The 16,654-nt window shown below is 70.0% G+C and carries 15 protein-coding genes; 7 read left to right on the top strand and 8 right to left on the bottom strand.

Features of this window, described 5'->3' with window-relative positions; all coding sequences use genetic code 11:
* Positions 1-56: 56 nt before the first annotated feature.
* A complete protein-coding gene (locus ACH34T_RS27650) occupies positions 57-971 on the bottom strand; it encodes a zinc-binding dehydrogenase (protein WP_396023835.1) in 915 nt (304 codons plus the stop codon).
* Positions 972-990: 19 nt separating this feature from the next.
* A complete protein-coding gene (locus ACH34T_RS27645; protein ID WP_396023834.1) occupies positions 991-1,380 on the bottom strand; it encodes a hypothetical protein in 390 nt (129 codons plus the stop codon).
* Between ACH34T_RS27645 and ACH34T_RS27640 the strand changes: the two genes are divergently transcribed.
* From ACH34T_RS27640 to sigJ, 4 genes are all read left to right on the top strand, one after another.
* The gene (locus tag ACH34T_RS27640) at positions 1,381-1,935 is read left to right on the top strand and encodes a MarR family winged helix-turn-helix transcriptional regulator (RefSeq protein ID WP_396023833.1); all 555 of its coding nucleotides are present in this window, start codon (positions 1,381-1,383) and stop codon (positions 1,933-1,935) included.
* A 151-nt stretch (positions 1,936-2,086) separates the two neighbouring features.
* On the top strand, positions 2,087-2,728 hold the full coding sequence (locus ACH34T_RS27635) for a DNA alkylation repair protein (RefSeq protein ID WP_396023889.1): 642 nt from the start codon (positions 2,087-2,089) through the stop codon (positions 2,726-2,728).
* Between the two features lie 240 nt (positions 2,729-2,968).
* On the top strand, positions 2,969-4,561 hold the full coding sequence (locus ACH34T_RS27630) for an MFS transporter (protein WP_396023832.1): 1,593 nt from the start codon (positions 2,969-2,971) through the stop codon (positions 4,559-4,561).
* Positions 4,562-4,745: 184 nt separating this feature from the next.
* Positions 4,746-5,672, top strand: coding sequence for an RNA polymerase sigma factor SigJ (sigJ, locus tag ACH34T_RS27625; RefSeq protein ID WP_396023831.1), 927 nt, complete (start codon positions 4,746-4,748; stop codon positions 5,670-5,672).
* Between the two features lie 122 nt (positions 5,673-5,794).
* On the opposite strand, the gene ACH34T_RS27620 is transcribed toward sigJ, so the two are convergent.
* Genes ACH34T_RS27620 through ACH34T_RS27610 form a run of 3 tightly spaced genes read right to left on the bottom strand, consistent with a single transcriptional unit; the run spans position 5,795 to position 9,920 of the window.
* Positions 5,795-6,988, bottom strand: coding sequence for a ferritin-like protein (locus ACH34T_RS27620; RefSeq protein ID WP_396023830.1), 1,194 nt, complete (start codon positions 6,986-6,988; stop codon positions 5,795-5,797).
* Entirely contained in the window at positions 6,985-9,009 is a 2,025-nt protein-coding gene (locus ACH34T_RS27615) for a GMC family oxidoreductase (protein ID WP_396023829.1), read from the bottom strand. The genes ACH34T_RS27620 and ACH34T_RS27615 overlap by 4 nt, the downstream gene beginning before the upstream one ends.
* The gene (locus ACH34T_RS27610) at positions 9,006-9,920 is read right to left on the bottom strand and encodes a hypothetical protein (RefSeq protein ID WP_396023828.1); all 915 of its coding nucleotides are present in this window, start codon (positions 9,918-9,920) and stop codon (positions 9,006-9,008) included. The genes ACH34T_RS27615 and ACH34T_RS27610 overlap by 4 nt, the downstream gene beginning before the upstream one ends.
* 967 nt (positions 9,921-10,887) lie before the next feature.
* On the opposite strand from ACH34T_RS27610, the gene ACH34T_RS27605 reads away from it, so the two are divergent.
* The 3 genes from ACH34T_RS27605 to ACH34T_RS27595 are packed head-to-tail and all read left to right on the top strand — an operon-like array spanning position 10,888 to position 12,512.
* On the top strand, positions 10,888-11,478 hold the full coding sequence (locus ACH34T_RS27605) for a VOC family protein (protein WP_396023827.1): 591 nt from the start codon (positions 10,888-10,890) through the stop codon (positions 11,476-11,478).
* The gene (locus ACH34T_RS27600; RefSeq protein ID WP_396023826.1) at positions 11,475-12,110 is read left to right on the top strand and encodes a class I SAM-dependent methyltransferase; all 636 of its coding nucleotides are present in this window, start codon (positions 11,475-11,477) and stop codon (positions 12,108-12,110) included. The genes ACH34T_RS27605 and ACH34T_RS27600 overlap by 4 nt, the downstream gene beginning before the upstream one ends.
* Positions 12,111-12,152: 42 nt before the next feature.
* Positions 12,153-12,512, top strand: a complete 360-nt coding sequence (locus ACH34T_RS27595) for an MmcQ/YjbR family DNA-binding protein (protein WP_396023825.1) — start codon at positions 12,153-12,155, stop codon at positions 12,510-12,512.
* A 669-nt stretch (positions 12,513-13,181) separates the two neighbouring features.
* Here the strand turns inward: ACH34T_RS27595 and ACH34T_RS27590 are convergent.
* From ACH34T_RS27590 to ACH34T_RS27580, 3 genes are all read right to left on the bottom strand, one after another.
* The gene (locus ACH34T_RS27590) at positions 13,182-13,964 is read right to left on the bottom strand and encodes a class I SAM-dependent methyltransferase (protein WP_396023824.1); all 783 of its coding nucleotides are present in this window, start codon (positions 13,962-13,964) and stop codon (positions 13,182-13,184) included.
* 370 nt (positions 13,965-14,334) lie between these two features.
* Entirely contained in the window at positions 14,335-15,480 is a 1,146-nt protein-coding gene (locus ACH34T_RS27585) for a sulfotransferase family protein (RefSeq protein ID WP_396023823.1), read from the bottom strand.
* Between the two features lie 28 nt (positions 15,481-15,508).
* Positions 15,509-16,300 carry an SDR family oxidoreductase gene (locus ACH34T_RS27580; RefSeq protein WP_396023888.1) on the bottom strand — a complete coding sequence of 264 codons (792 nt, stop codon included), beginning with the start codon at positions 16,298-16,300 and terminating at the stop codon, positions 15,509-15,511.
* Positions 16,301-16,654 lie beyond the last annotated feature (354 nt).

Genomic DNA, 16,654 nt, shown 5'->3' with positions numbered 1-16,654 from the left:
GACCGATAGGGATAAATGGCAAGAAATGCACAAATCGATCGCGGACGCGCGAACGGTTATGGCCGCAGGACCGTTTTGCCGGTGGTCGCGCGGGATTGCAGGGCGTCGGGGGCGTCCGCGAGAGCGAACCGCTGGCCGATCACCGGAACGAGCCGCTTGTCCTTGAGCGCTTGCAAGGCGTCGCGTTCCGGCGTCCTGGTGCCTCCCGGACGGCTGAGGATGCGTGCCCCGACGGCAGACGCGGCGCTGATGCCCCGGCTGAACAGGTCGGCGCTCGACAGTTCGGTCAGGGACCCGGAGGACGAGCCGAACATCACGAGCCGTCCGGCCGGTCCGAGCAGTTCCATCGCGCTCCTGCCGATCGCACCGCCGACGCCGTCGAGTGCGAGCGTGACCGGCCTGCCCGCCAGCGCCTCGCGGACCACGCCGGGCCAGCCGGATCGGCTGTAGTCGACGTCGTGGTCGGCCCCGAGCCGCCGGACCAGCGCGACCTTGCCTGGACCACCCGCGGCCCCGACGACCGTGGCGCCGGTGGCGCGCGCCGCCTGGACCAGCAGGGTCCCGATCCCGCCCGCGGCCGCGGTGACCAGCACGACGTCGCCCGCCGCCGGTGCGGCGAGTTCGAGGATCGCCATGGTGGTCCGGCCGGTGCCGACCATGGCCACGGCGGAGTCGGCGTCGATGCCGTCCGGGATGAGGTGAACGGCATCCGCCGGCGCCACGGCCAGTTCGGCGTACCCGCCGCTGGCCAGGCCGAGATCGGCGACGACGCGCCGCCCGGTCAGGACGGCGTCGACGCCGGGTCCGACCTCGTCGACGACTCCGGCGACCTCCCGGCCCGGCGTCATGGGCAGGCGGGGCGCGACCCGTGGCCCTCCCACTCCCTGGCGGATCACGGCGTCCAGAAGGTGGACACCGGCCGACTCGACCCAGATCCGGACCTCGCCGCCGGCAGGATGCGGGTCGGGCACGTCCTCCAGCCGGAACTACTCAGGCCCGCCGAACGCAGACTGCCGAATCGCCCGCATAACACTCACCTTCCCCCCGCTCGGCTCGCTCCGCGCACACCACCCGCTCCGCGCACTCGGCCCGCTCCGCCCGCTTTGCCCGCTCCGTGCACTCCGCCCGCTCCGTGCACTCCGCCCGCCCCGTGCACTCCGCCCGCCCCGTGCACTCCGCCCGCCCCGCCCGCGCCGTGCACTCCGTGCGCTCCGCCCGCGCCGTGCGCTCCGTGTGCTTGGCCCGCTCCGTGCGCGCCGTGTGGGAGAGGAGGTCGTGCTCGTCCAGCCAGGCGAGGAGCGACGCGGCGATGGCATCGGGCTGGTCCTCGGGTGTGTGGTGGCCGGCGGGCCCATGCGTTTCGATCTGCAGGGCGGACATGTGGGCGGCACACCAGGTCGACGAGTTCCGCGCTCATCATCACGCCCGGGAGAAGTCTCCTCGGGACGACCACGGCTGTCGCTCCTCCTGCGCCTGCTCCACCGCGAGTACACGGCGGGCATCGAGACGGCCCTCGCCGAAGCGGGCTTCAGTGACATCCGCCCCGGCGACGCGAAAGTGTTCCCGTTCGTCCCGCCGGACGGAATCCAGATCCGCGACCTGGCCGCCCGCGCCGGCGTGCGCAAGCAGACCATGGCCCAGTCGGTCGCCCAGCTGGAGCGGGACGGCTACCTGGAACGCCGCCCCCATCCCCGCGACGGCAGGTCCCGGCTGATCGTGCTCACCGAACGGGGAAGCGCCGTCCAACCGGTGACGGCACGTGCCGGGGACCGGATCGAGGAACGCTGGACCGACCTCGTCGGCCCCGAGGAGTTCGAGACCCTGCGCACTCTCCTGCACCGGCTGCTGGCCCGCATCGGCGAAGCAGACCCGGACGCGCCCGGCTCCCCGACGCCCGTCAACAACGACCGACTCGACAGCGACCTCCCCGTCTAGGCTGCGTCTTGCACGTGACGGACAGGAGGCTGACGTGGCCGAGACGGCGCGAAGCGAAACCGCACGAGGCGAAACCGCGCCGCGCGAGACAGCGCGGAGCGAGACAGCGCGGAGCAAGGCGGTTCCCAGCGAGACGGCGGTTGACGCGGTGATGGCCGAGTTGGCCGGGCTCGAAGACCCGAAGGTGCGTGAGGTGAACGAGCGGCATGGCGACGACCATGGCGTGAACCTCGGCAAGCTGCGCGCCGTCGCGAAGCGGCTGAAGACGCAGCAGGAACTCGCGCGCCGGCTCTGGGAGACGGAGGACACCGCGGCGAGGCTGCTGACGACCCTGATCTGCCGCCCGAAGGCGTTCGGCCGGGACGAGTTGGACGCCATGCTGCGCGATGCCCGCACGCCCAAGGTGCACGACTGGCTCGTGAACTACGTGGTGAAGAAGAGCCCGCATTCCGAGGAACTGCGCCTGGCCTGGTCCGCCGATCCGGATCCGGTGGTCGCGAGTGCCGGCTGGGCGCTGACCGTCGAACGCGTGGCGAAGAGGCCCGAGGGCCTCGACCTCGCGGAACTGCTCGACGTCATCGAAGCGGAAATGAAGAACGCCCCGGACCGCCTGCAATGGGCGATGAACCACTGCCTGGCCCAGATCGGAATCGATCACGCCGAGCACCGTGCCCGCGCGATCGATATCGGCGAACGCCTGGAAGTGCTCAAGGACTACCCGACTTCGCCGGGCTGCACATCTCCGTTCGCGCCTATCTGGATCACCGAGATAGTGCGCCGTCAGCACGCTTAGAACGCGCTTCACCCTCGTCCCGCCGCACGGCCAGACCGATGCCGCGCGGCACGTCCCGCCATGCCCAGCGATTCTCCTCTATACGTCCTGCCCGCTCATTTCTTGGGCTGCCCGAATGCCTTCGGTTGGACGCCTGATTGGTCTCCGCTCGGCCACCCACCTCACAAAATCGGCCACTGCTTGTCATAGGAGGTGAGGCCTTGAGCCCGTTCGATGGAACACGAAGCGAAGGAGACGATCATGGCAGCACGGAGCGCAGCCCCCGCGGCTGGGCCGAGCCCGAGGGCGGCGGTCGCGGACCCTAGGCGGTGGTTCGTCCTCGCCGTCATCTGCTGCGCCTACCTCATGGTCGGCCTCGACCTGACCGTGATGAACCTCGCGCTCCCGGACGCGCAGAAGGACCTCGGCTTCACGGACGCCGACAGGCAGTGGATCGTGACCGCGTACGCGCTGCCCTTCGGAAGCCTGCTGCTGTTCTGCGGACGGCTGTCCGACCTGATCGGCAGGAAGCGGGCCTTCGTCGTCGGGCTGGCCGGTTTCGCGATCGCGTCCGCCGTCGGCGGGGCGGCGAGCGACTTCGAGACGCTGGTGACGGCCCGCGCCGCGCAGGGCGCCTTCGCCGCGCTGCTGTCGCCGGCCTGCCTGTCGCTGCTGGCCACCACGTTCACCGACCCGAAGGAGCGCGGGAAGGCGTTCGGCGTCTTCGGCGGCGTCGTGGCCGCCGGCGGCGGCCTGGGGCTGATCGTCGGTGGCGCGCTGACGTCCGGGCTCGACTGGCGCTGGTGCATGTACGTCAACCTGGTCTTCGCCGTGGCCGGACTCATCGGCGGCATGGTGCTGCTGACCAGGCAGCCGAGGACGGGCGCCCAGATGGACGTCCCGGGCGTGGTCGCCGCGTCCGGCGGCATGTTCGCCGTGGTCTTCGGCTTTTCCAACGCGGAGGACGGCTGGAGCCGGATCTCCACGTGGGGCTTCCTCGCGGTCGGCGGCGTGCTGCTGATCGCCTTCGCGTTCTGGCAGACACGCGCCGCGCATCCGCTGCTCCCGCCCCGGGTCGTCGCCGACCGCAACCGCGGCGGCGCCTACCTCACCGTGCTGTTCGTCGGGGCGGGCTTCTTCAGCCTCCTGCTGTTCCTCGTCTTCTACATGCAGAACATCCTGGGGTACTCGGCGATCGTCTCGGGCTGCGCTCTGCTGCCGACCGTCGTGTGCACCATCCTGGCGACCGGCGTCGGCGGGACGAAGCTGGTGCCGCGGTTCGGTCCCCGGCCGATGATCCCGTCCGGGCTGCTGGTCACCGCGCTCGGGCTGGCCTGGCTGACCAGGATCGACGTGGACTCCACCTACGCGGCGGACCTGCTCGGCCCGCTCGCCCTGATCGGCGCCGGCATGGGCCTGATCTACTCGGCGGTGCTGAACACGGGCACGTCCGGCGTGGCGCCCCAGGACGCCGGGGTCGCCTCGGCGTGCGTCAGCGCCGGACAGCAGGTCGGCGGCGCGCTCGGCACCGCGCTGCTCAACACGATCGCCGCCACCGCCGCGACCGGCTGGCTGGACGGCAACGTGCAGGGCAGGCCGTCCCTTGAGCAGCTCAACCTCGCGGCGGTCCACAGCTACTCGACGGTGTTCTGGTGGTGCGCCGCAATCCTGACCTCCGGCGCCGCCGTAACCGCCCTCCTACTACGCAGCGGCCCCCTCCCCACCCCCACCAACACCCCACCGGCCAACACCTCGCCGGACAACACCCCACCGGTCGACGCCTCACCGGACAAGGCCTCGCCGGACGACGCCGTCGAGGGGCCGTCCGAGCAGGCCGAAGCGGAACGAGTCTGACGCGCGCGCGTCGATCCCGGATCGGCGGGGTCCTGGGCGTCGCCGGGCCACGATCCTGGCGTCCCTAGGATCGAGCCAGCAGGGTGGACGATGACCTGCACGTTCTTGCCGACCTCACATTCGGAGGGGCTGCCTTGTCGTACGGCTGACGGCTCGATCGCGACAGAAGGGAAATCGGGGAACCATGACCAGCCATCCCGGACCGGCGGACGGCCGGCTCGACCCGAACCTGAGCGCGATCATGAGCGAGCGGCGGCGGCTGATCAACCTCGCGTACCGGATGCTCGGCTCGCTGGTCGAGGCCGAGGACGTCGTCCAGGAGACCTACGCTCGCTGGTACGCGATGTCCGACCGGCAGCAGGAGGCCGTCGAGTCGGTCGGCGGCTGGCTGACGACGGTCGCCAGCCGCATCTGCCTGAACCTGCTCGGCTCGGCACGGGCCCGCCGCGAGCGCTACGTGGGCGAATGGATCCCCGAACCGGTGCCGGAACCCTCCGAATGGCGCAGCGCGCTGCCGGACGCCACCACCGATCCGGCCGACCGCGTCACCCTCGACGAGTCGATCAACATGGCGTTCCTCGTCGTGCTCGAATCCATGACCCCGGCCGAACGCGTCGCGTTCATCCTGCACGACGTCTTCCGCTACCCCTTCGCCGAAGTGGCCGAGATCGTCGGCCGCAGCCCGGCCGCCTGCCGCAAGCTGGCGTCCTCGGCCCGGCGCCGCATCCGCGACGCGCGAATCCCCGCGCCGCCGACGGCCCACCAGGCCGAGATCGTCAGGAGCTTCAAGCGGGCGTGGGAGGCCATGGACATCGGCGCCCTCATCGGCCTCCTCGACCCCGACGCCACCGCCATCGGCGACGGCGGCGGCCTCGTCTCGGCCCTGACCGACCCGATCGAAGGCGCCGAACGGATCGCGAACTTCCTCGCCGACCCCCGCTCGGGCCTGCTGACGATCCGGGAGTGCACGGTCAACGGTCAGCCCGGACTCGCGGCTCAGCTGGACGACGTCACCGTGGCGGTCTACGCGTTCGAGTTCGCAGGCGACCGGATCAAACACATCTGGGGCGTACTGAACCCCGAGAAACTCCGCCCCTGGACAACCAACTGACACAGATCTCCAACCGCGGCCGAGCCTGCACAGGCCCCCAGCAACCCAGCCCCAACCCCGGCCCCCGGACCCGGCTACGACCCAGCCTCAGGCCCCCGGCTATGGCTGAGGAGGCCGTCCTGTCAGGACAGGCGGGTCGCGGTGAGGGCGGACAGGTCGATGGGCTCGTCGGCCGTGAGCCCGGCCGCCTCGATGCGGGCGTCCGCGTGGACGACGGCCCGGTCGACCGTGGCCTGATCGATCTCGAAGGTAGCGCTGGCGAACAGCCCGTCGGCCGCTTTGTCCGGGTCCGGGTGCGGGTTGCGGTAGAGGGCGTGGCCGCGGTCCCGGAGTTCGAGCATGACCGGGATGGCGTGCGCGATGTCGCGTGGCTGCCCGGTGAACCCCTTCTGGAGGAAGGCCAGCATCGTCGCGTAGGCGTCGTTGAACGCCTTCGCGTGGCGGTACACGGATTTGTCGGGGAACTGCCCGTATTCCGCGACGGTCGAGGCGCCGTCGATCCGGTAGACGTCCTCCCAGGTGACGCTCAGGGGTGGGCCGCTGGGAGCGTCCTTCGGGAGGTCGTGCGGGCCGTAGTGGCGGCCTTCGGCGATCTCGTTGAACCGGAAGTAGTGCGCGACCTGCCGTTCCTCACCGAAGATCTGGTCGTCGCTGTCCCAGATGGAATCGCCGAGTCCCTCGCCCTGCTCGCTGACCACGCGCAGTGCCAGCAGTGCGCTTTCGCGGCCCGTGACCTTGAAGACCTCGCCGCCGGAGTTGTAGAAGTCGTCCGGTCCGACCTGCCGGCCCGCGGTGCCCGTGAACACCGCGTCCTCGCCGAGCTCGTGGATCAGGTTCGTCAGGCCGCGGCGGATGTAGGCGTAGAACTGGCCGATCGACGTCCAGCCGTCCGGGTCGTCCGGGCCGGTCAGGGACTGCGGTTGTTCGATGCGCAGGAACGTCCGCAGCGCCTCCGGCGAGAAGTGCTGAAGCGGGACGGTGATGTTCTCGGCGCTGAGGGGCAGCGTCGCCGGGTACTTCATGACGAACTCAGGGTGCGCCACGCACGGAGTGCCGCCGACCGCGTTGAGCAGGTTCGACACCAGCGTCATGTGGAGCATCTCCTCCAGCACGACGCTGCGGATGACGTAGAACGAGCTCCGGTTGGTGCCGGGCCGCAGCGTGTACATCGCGGTGAGGTACGGCGGGACCGTGATGTGCTCGACCTGGAGCGCGTACTGCAGGAACCTGCGGAGTTCGTCCAGGGATCTGGGCGGCTCGAACTTCAGCTCGTGGGCCTGGACGATCCTGCCGCCGGCCGCTTCTTCGCGGGTCATGCCTTCACCCCCGTGGACTCGGTGCCGGGCTCCAAGCCGGGCTGCGAGCCGGGCTGCGATCTCAGGTTGACCGGGCGGTGCAGTCCGACCAGGTGCCGGTGGATCTCTTCGGCGCTGCGCAGGGTCAGCGCGGCCATGGTGATGGACGGGTTCGAGGTCCCCATGGACGGCATGCTGCCGCAGCCCACCGCGTACAGGTTCGGGTGCTCGTGGACGCGCTGGTAGGAGTTCACCACCGAGTCACCCGTCCCGGTGCCCATGATGTGCGTGCCCGCGCCGTGCCCCGCTCCCCGGTAGCCCAGGTCGAGCGGGTCGAACTCCCCGTCGGGGGCGAAGGCGAAGTGGCCGACCGGGTACGTGCCGTCCGGTGCGGGCCCGTAGTCGGTGTGGTCGTCGGCCCGCAGCGCCGCGAAGATCTTCTTGGACACCAGCCGGGCCGCGTAGATGCCCTTCTTGACGTGATCGTCGAGATCGTAGGTGATCACCGGCCGCGGGTTGCCCATCGCGTCCAGGTCCCTGGGGGCGATGGTGACCGTGTTGGACGGATCGGCGGCCTGCTCCACGGAGATCTGCAGGGAGATCTGGCGGCCGATCGTCTCGCCGAGGGAGTTGCGCAGCGCGGGGCCGAACTTGTCCAGGACGGGATCGGGGCCGAGCACCTCACCGGCGGAGTCGCCGCCGATGCGGAGCATGGCGGCGACATTGCTGAACGGCGCGCCCATCGGCCATCCCCAGCCCCAGTTGCTGATCTCGATGCGGAAGGGCGACCGCCACGTGCGCGCCTCGCCGAAGCGGAAGCTCTCGTAGCCGGACGTGTGGCCGGGCCCCCGGAACGGCCCCACCTGATTCCCGGACGGCATCAGCGCCCAGGCGAGGATGGTCGGATGGTCCATGAGGTTGCGGCCCAGCTGCCTGCTGTTCGGGGCAAGGCGCGAGGTCAGCATCAGGCGGGCGTTCTCGATGGCGTGCCCGGCGAGGACGACGACGTCCGCCTCCGCGGTGTACACGTCGCTGACCGGGGTCGCCGGATCTCCGTAGGCCCGGTACTCCACGCCGCGGACGCGTCCGTCCGCGCCCAGCAGCACGCGGCTGACCACGCACCGCGTGGCGAGCGTGACCGAGTCGCCGAACTGCGCCTGCAGCCGCAGCGGCGTCCACTTCGCCTGGACGGGACAGATCGGCACGCAGCTCGCGTTCCCGACGCAGCGCTCCCCGTAGTTGGGCAGGCCCACCGCGCCTGTCGGCCGGTATCCGGCTCCGCCGTCGTACTTCGGGTTCGGGGTGCTGGTACGGGCCTGCGGCAGCGCGGTGACGTGCAACCTGGCCGCCTGACCGCCGACATCGTCGGAGATCTCGGTGTCGTCGATCCCGCGGAACACCTCGTCGATGTGGCTCGGCGGGATCTTGTGCATCGGGTAGGAGTAGCGGCGGTCGGCGATGACGGACGGGTCGCCGGGGTCGCTCACGTCGCGGAGCCACTCGCGCTGCTCGGCGGCGTCGCCCGCGACGCCGATCTCGTGCTCGGCCCGGGCGTAGTGCCGCTGCATCTCGGCGGCGTCGATGGGCCAGTCGCGCCCGTACCCGTACAGCGTGTCGGTCTGGAAGTCGGTCGGGTGCATCCTGGGGACGGCTCCCAGCCAGTGCATCGCGGATCCGCCGAGTACGCGCAGGTAGTCGGTGCCGTACGGCAGCTTCCCCTTCTGCAGGAAGTAGCCGTTGGCGCGGTATCCGTCCCCGCCGGGGATGGGCGACAGGTCGAGCACGTCCGGGGACGGCGCGGCGGCGTTGCGCCGGTACGCCGAGTTCGGCACCTTGATCGCGGCCGAGTGGTAGGTGTCGAGGGAGTCCAGGTAGCCCGGCCAGGTCTGCGTCCCGCCGTTGCCGCCCTCCAGCACGAGCACCCGCCAGCCCTGGGCGCCCAGCCGCTTGGCGATCAGGCTGCCGGACAGCCCCGCCCCCACGATGATCACGTCGTAACGGCGGCCGTCGAGCCGTCCAGGCGCACTCACAGCGTCGCTCATGACCTCTCCTCCCGCCCCGACTCGCCCCCTCCGACCTGCCCGCCTCCCGCCTCACCAGCCCCGCCCTCCCCGGCCCCGGCCTCCGCAGTTTTGGACCCAGCGGCCCCGGCCCCGGCGGTCCCGGACTCAGCGGTCCCGGACTCAGCGGTTCCGGATCCGGCGGTTTTGGATCCGGCGGTTTTGGACTCGGTCGCCCTCGGCTGGGCGGCGGCCCTGGGGTTGCCGGCTTCAGGCTGGGCGGCTCTGGGATCGGTGGTCCCAGGCTGGGCGGCTCTGGGCTGGGCGGACGGTGCAACGTAACGCTCCGCCGCCAGACCGGGCAGCATGGATGGATCGATGTCGGAGACGGACACCGGCGTGGTGAACACGGCATGGCGACCCGTGAAGTCGGGCTCAAGCTCGTCGAGGATCTCGTCGATGGGCGGGACGGGCGGCGGCGCCATCGACCAGGTGCCGTAGCCGGGTGGTTTCGCGCCCGCCGGGTGCCCGTGGAACGTCCGCCACACGAGTCCTTCGGTGTAGGCGCTGGACGAGACGACGAACTCCTCGTTGGCCATCTGCCGTCGCAGCGCTGCGTGCGCGGCGGGAGCCATGCGCGGCCAAGCCCCCGTGTACCACAGGTACACGATTGCCCTCGCGGCCTCCAGCAGGGCCGGGTGCGCTTGCCAGTCCGGGTCTGTCACCGGGGACTCCGCGAGGATGGCGAGCAGTGCGTCGTAGTGGGACGCACCGATCTGGCGTCTGACGGTGTCCAGGTACAGCTCGGCCATCCCGGTTCCCCGCAGGTCGTAGCGGCTGAAGCCGGTGAGCACCTCCGAGATCTCGACGAACCTCGCCACGTCCTCGGACACGGCCGCCGTATGGAGATCGGCGTGGTCATCGGCGCGGGCTTCGTCGCGCACGTCGTCCATCAGGATCTTGTCTCCATTTCACCGGTCCCCATCGACTGTTCCAGCTCGGAAGGCCGCATAATTACCTGGCGGCGACATAGATCAAGTCCACCGGAAATTCAGTGTAGCCAGCGGTCGTCCGGCCATATTTGAGGACGCGGATCACGCAACGCCATTTCCTTGTTACCTGAGGGGTATGAGAAACTTGCGCCCGCGTCCTTCTCGAAGGCTAAACAGCCAACACCCGAACAATCTCCTTGATTCGCTGCGAACAAGGCCAAAGCCACCGGGAGCGCGTCCGAGCGCTCGCTCGCGCGTATACCCGCAGCATGCCGAGTCGGCCGGAGCGCGAGCACGGCTGGGCGCTGCCAAGAATTCGCTCGATCGCAGGACATTTCAGCGTGGGAACGCCGAATCGATCGCCGCTGACCGTCCGAGACCTCTGGAATGCCGACCGAGCACCGGAGCGGTGGCCGATCGAGGGTGATTTCCGCTTCGCCTATTCCGCCGCCCTGGAAGGGGCAGGCAGGCGTGTGATCACTGACCAGGGAGCCCGCTGTTGAGACCGATGTCGAAGGTCTCGTCAGGCACTCGAAACGCACAGGCGAGACGCACACCCGGAACACTCACGCGGGACGCCAAGGCGGGAGTTGCACATCGGACGCGCACACGGGAAGCGTAAGCAGGACGCGCAGGCAGAGCGCCCAAGACGCGCAGGACGCATAGGCGGAGCGCGCAGGACGCGCAGGACGCATAGGCGGAGCGCGCAGGACGCGCGGGACGCGTGGGCGGAGCGCGTAGGCGAGGCACGTGGGCGGGACGCGGGCGGAGCGCGTAGGCGGGGGGTGCGTGCTCCGGTGTGGGTCAGTGGGCCGGTGCGGGTGGTTTTGGGGTGGTGGCGGGAAAGTGTCGTCCTGCGGTCGTGGTGTGCCGGGGTGCCTGCTGGGACTGTGGTTGAGCGGAGCCGAACGGGACACAGGAGGTCGCGGTGCAGCGGAGGTCAGCGGGTGCGCGTGTTCGCCGGTTGCGGGTGCGGCGCGCGCTCACCCAGGAGCAACTGGCCGAGGCGGCCGGTGTGGCGATCCGTACCGTCCAGCGGGCGGAGGACGGGTCGATGTCGGCCGAGACGGTGGCGGCCCTGGCGGGCGCGCTGGAGGTGCCGGTCGAGACGCTCACCGCCGCAGGCGAGACCGGGGACTACCCGCAGATCACGCCGATGGTCTACTACGCGGACGCCCAGAGCCTGGACTGGCTGGTGCGCGTGTTCGGGCTGACCGAGCGCATGCGGTACGTGGCGCCGGACGGACGGATCGAGCACGCCGAACTGTGCCTGGGCGAGGGCGTCATCATGGCCATCGGCCCGTCCGGTCCGGACGGCTCGACGACCCCGGCGGCGCTGGGCGGCGCCTCGACGCAGAGCCTCTACGTGATGGTCGACGACGTCGACAAGCATTTCGAGCACGCCCGCAAGCACGGCGCCGAGATCATCTCCGAGCCGGCGAACGCGCACGGCCACCGCCGCTACCTGGCCGTCGACCCGGAGGGACATCACTGGCAGTTCTGGACGGTCCTGCCATGACACGCGCGGGCATGGGTCTCGGCCAGCGGAAAGTCCTGGACATGTCGTACGCGGCGGCCAAGGGGGACCCCGGAAGGCTGCCATGGAACCGGGACGAACCAGATCGGCTGCTCATCGCGCTCGCCGAGACGACACGGGAGCCCGGCCGCCTCCTGGACATCGGGTGCGGCGCAGGCAACTTCGCCGAATACCTGGCCGGGCAGGGCTTCCAGGTCACCGCGATCGACCTGCATCCCGAGGCGATCGGCATGGCGCGGGCCAGGTCCGCCAGGTCACAGACTCCTTTCACCGTCCTGCACTGCGACGTGCTGGGCCTGCGCCCCGATGAGCCCTTCGATGTCGTGTTCGACTCGGGCTGCCTGCACAACATGAATCGATCCGGGCTGCGGGCCTACCGGGCGCGGCTGATCGAGTCGTGGCTGGCTCCCGGCGGCGAATTCCTGCTGGAGCACTGGACCAAACGGCATCCGCTGGACTGGCGGCCGATCGGCCCGCGCCGCCGGTCCGGTCTGGCCGAGTTCTTCGCGCCCGAACTACGGTTGGTGGACGCCTACCCCAATGACATGGCCGTCCCGCTGCCGCTCGGCCCCCGGGTCGCCGCGACGCATTATCGCTTCCGCCGTGCCGCCTGACCGCCGGTTGAACTGTCGGATGTCGCTGGTACACCTGGTGGGGTGACCGTCGAGGAGTTCTTGCGCGTCGTCCTCGGGCTGCCGGAGGTGAGCCAGAGCGACGGGCATCCGGAGCTGACCGGATTCCGGGTGCGCGGGAAGGGGTTCTGCTACCTCAACGAAGCCGACGGGACCATCATGCTCAAGGCCACACGGGAAGAACAGGAAGCGCTCGTCGCCGAGGCACCGGAGGTCTTCTCACCGTCGTGGGCGGGCGGACGGTTCGCCTGGGTCGAGGTCAGGCTCGCGGCGGTCGACCCCGTCGAACTGGCCGAACTCGTCACCGAAGGCTGGCGACTGTCGGCACCGAAACGCCTCGCCGCCGCCCTGCAAGAGCCGCCGCCCGCACCCGACCAGCCATAAGGGGCGGCGCTCAGGCGGCACCGGGCTGCCACACCCCGACGGCCGTCCGGCTCACAAGGAACGAACACCGCCAAGCAAAACCCGGCCACAGACACACCGCCCCCGCACGAACAAGCACGTTCCTGCGCAGACGCGCCCCTCCGGTATTAACGCGCGTTCCGGCATGAACGCACTGTTCCCGCGTGGACGCTTCGTTCCCGCGCGAGCGCGCATTATCGGCGTGGACGCGCGTTCCGGCTTGGAGGCACGGTTCCGGCATGGACGCGCCGTCTCCGTATGGGCGCACCGTTCCGGCATGAACGCACTGTTCCCGCGAGGACGCTACGTTCCCACGTGAGCGCGCATTATCGGCGTGGACGCGCGTTCCGGCTTGGAGGCACGGTTCCGGCATGGACGCGCGTTCCCGCACGGACGCGCCTCCCCGCACGGACGCGCGTTCCCGCACGGACGCGCGTTCCCGCACGGACGCGCGTTCCCGCACGGACGCGCGTTCCCGCACGGACGCGCGTTCCCGCACGGACGCGCGTTCGCGCGTGGAGGTGCTGTTCTGGGGTGGATGAGCTTGTTCTGGAGTGGGCGAGCTGTTCTGCTTGGCGGGTTGTGGGTTGTGGGTGAGGGCAAGGGGCGGTTGCGGCCTGGGGGCAGGCCTGGGGTTGGGTTCGTGTTTGGTCAGGCTGGGTGGGTTACGCGGATTTTGGATTGGCCGTGGGGGAGCTCTTCCCAGTCGTCCATGAAGCGGGCGGCGAAACCGTGCTTCTCGGCGAGGGAGGTCAGGGTCTCGGTGCGGTAGTAGAAGTCCTCCCGGAGGACGTGATGCTCGGTTCCTTCGGTGCGGTCGAAGGTGAAATCGAAGAAGCCGCCGGGCGCGAGGACGCGGCCGACATTGGCGAGGCATTCGTCGATGACGTCGATGGGCGAGTGACTGAACACGCTGTGCGCGTGCACGACGGTGAAGTGCCCGGACGGAAGGAACTCCAGTTTCAGGTCGTCGACCAAGGCCAGGTGCGGAAGCTTCTCCCGCAGATCCTGGCGGACGAGTGTGTTCTGCGCGGCGAGCAGGATGTCGGGTGAGATGTCGATGCCGTAGTAGTTTCCGGCGTCGAGGTAGTCGATGAGGCGCCATCCGGCCCGCAGGTTGCCGCAGCCGATCTCCAGGACCCGGTCGTCGGGTTTGAGTCCATGTTTGCGCAGGTAGTCGAACTGCATCTGGCCGAGCGCCAGCCAACGTTCGTGGCTGCGGCTCCCGACCGCCGCTTCCGGATTCTTGGCCGTGTCGGACTTCATCACGGCCCTGTAGTAGGCGACGTGGTCACGGCTGGAAAGGCGGAATTTGACGTCCCTGGTCACTCTCGCCAGGTACGACTTGATCCGGTCCGGGTTCTGGACGGCGTACCGCAGTTTGTAGGTCAGGCTCGCGCGGTTTCTGCGTGTCGGTGGGAGCGGCTCGGTCATCGGTCTCGTCCTCTAAATGCGCTTCAGATGCACTGTCCGGTGCCTGAAGGCCACGTCGGCACATCCGGGACCGGGTGCAATCGATTCGCGGGGACGGGTGGTTCGCCGCCCGCTCCAAGCCCGGTTCCGCGAGAGGGAACCGGTCGCCGGGTGCCCTACCCCGATCACATCCCGATAAGCCGACGGTCGAGGCCGGTCGCTTCGCAGCGCTCCGCGCTGGGCGCTGGGTACTTTGCGGCTGGGTGTTGGGCGCTCGTGCTGGGGTCGGTCTCCCGGAGTGCTTGTGGATGATGGCCACTCCGTCTCCGGCGGGGAGGGTGGGTGAGCGGGTTAGACGGCGTCCGCCTGCGATGGGCCGTCTGGGACGACGCTAGAGCAGGTTCGCGAAGCGGTCGTCGACCTGGCCGGGGGTCAGGCCGAAGTCTTCGAGGGTGTAGTGGTGTGCCGGTTTGGCGGCTCCGGTGGTGTTTTCGTGGTGGAGGTCCGTCATGGCCGCGCGGGCGTCGTCGCTGAACGGCAGCCCGAAATGGCGGTAGACGCTCTCTACCGTTCCGATCGGGTCGCGGACGAAATCGTCGTAGTGGACGTCGAAGAACTGCGCGGGATCATGTCGGGCCCGTTCTCCGCGGAACCGGGCGAGGCCTCGGCTCCACAGGTCGAGTTGGTCGCGGCCGATCGTCGCGCCGGTGAACACGTCCGACCAGCCCGCCGTGGCGTGCGCGGCCAGGCTGCACATGGACGCCATCGCGGTGCGCGGCGCACGGTGCATCTGGACGATCAGCGCGTCGGGGTAGACGTCCAGCAGCGCGTCCAGGGCGAACAGGTGGCTGGGGTTCTTCAGCACCCAGCGCCTTCCGGCGTCGTTCAGGCCGATGAGCTGGAGGTTGCGGCGATGCCTGCGGTAGGCGGGCGTCCAGTTCTGGTCGGCGAGCCAGGACGAGTAGCCCGGCACGTGCGCCAGGCACTCGAAGGAGACCGACAGCATGCTCTGCCGCAGGAGCTGCCAGCACTCCTCGACCGTGTCCGCCGAGATGTAGTGGACGCCCATGAACTCGGGGTTCTCGACGTGGTGCCGGCGGTATCCAGCGTCGATCGCCTGGAAGACCGGGTCGTCCGCCCAGATCTCGCGCGGCGGGCGCGGCCGTGGCGTCTCGGCCAGCCAGAGGTCGAGGCCCTGGTGGGCGGGGTCGGCGGTGAGCAGCCGGTGCAGCGCCGTCGTGCCGGTGCGCGGCAGACCGGTGACGAAGATCGGACGCTCGACGCGGACATCGGCGTGCCCGGGATACCGCCGCCACGCCGCCTCGGAGAATTGCCGGGCGACCAGGGCGCCGCGCAGCATCGCACGGTGCGCCTTGTTGCCGAGCGGGGTCAGCCCGGCGTCCCCGGCGTAGGACTCCAGCAGGACCGTCAGACCGTCCAGGTACGCGCCGTCCCCGAAGTCGTCCATGCCGGTGATCTTGGTGGCGGAGGCGTGCAGGTCCTCGACCGTGCCCACGCTGTCGCGGCCTGAGGTCATCGGCCCGCCCTCCCGGTGTTCAGGGTGCTCAGTGATGCCATTCGCCGGAGTTGACGTCGAGGCACTGGCCGGTGACCGCGCGGGCCAGCGGCGACAGCATGAACACCACGGCGTCGGCGACCTCGTCCGGTTCGGGCAGCCTGCGCAGGTCGGTGGTCGCGGCGTTCTCGTCGTACACCTGCCGCGCCGGGACGCCCCGCTTCTTGGCGAGGTGGTCGAAGTACCACTTGAGGTTGTCGGCCCAGATGTATCCGGGCGCGATCGTGTTGACGCGGACACCGCGCGGCCCCAGCTCCGTGGACAGGTTCTGCGTCATCGCGAGCAGCGCCGCCTTGGCCATTTTGTACGCGCCGAACGTCCGCCGCGAGTGCCGCAGCACCGCCGAGTTGATCATGACGACGGAGCCGCCGGTCGCTTCGAGGACGGGCGCGAACAGGCGGGTGAGACGCAGCGCCGCCAGCACGTTCGTCTCGAACCCGGCGCGCACCGCGTCGAGGTCGACCTCGGTCAGGTCGGTCAGCGGCGGTGTCGCGAAGGCGTTGTTGACCAGGCCGTCCACCCGACCGAACGCGTTGCGGGCCGTCTCCGCCAGCCGTTCGCAGGCCGCCGGGTGGGTGATGTCGGTGGGGACGATGACCGCGTGGCGGCCAAGTTCCTCGACCTCCATGGCGACCCCGGCAAGCCGATTCTCGTTACGCGCCGCGAGCACCACGTCCGCCCCGGCCTTCGCGCACTGGACCGCCAGCCCCCGCCCCAGCCCAGGACCGACACCAGAAACGACAATGACCTTCCCAGCCAGCAACCCACCGCCCGACAGCACACCCGGCGACGGCTCCCCGGTCGGTGATTCACCGGTCGGCTGTCCGACGGCCACCAATCCCGCAAACGACGACTCCCCGATCCTCAGGTCGGCAGCCGCTGGTTCAGCGATCGGCGGGTCGACGGGCGTCGCTTCAGCAGCCGCCGGGTCGTCCAGCGACAGGTCGGCAGCTGACGGCTCGACATCCGCTGGTTCGACGGTCGGCGGGTCCGCGGGCGGCGGGTCGGCAGCCGATGGTTCAGCGGACGCCGGGGCGACAGGCGTCGGTTCAGCAGCTGCCGGGTCATCCAGCGACAGGTCGGCAGCTGACGGCTCGGCAGCCGATGGTTCGACGGTCGGCGGGTCCGCGGGCGG

It is taken from the genome of Actinomadura sp. 9N215, from assembly GCF_044326345.1.
Taxonomy (GTDB): Bacteria; Actinomycetota; Actinomycetes; order Streptosporangiales; family Streptosporangiaceae; genus Spirillospora.
This window is presented reverse-complemented; position numbering and strand designations above follow the sequence as displayed.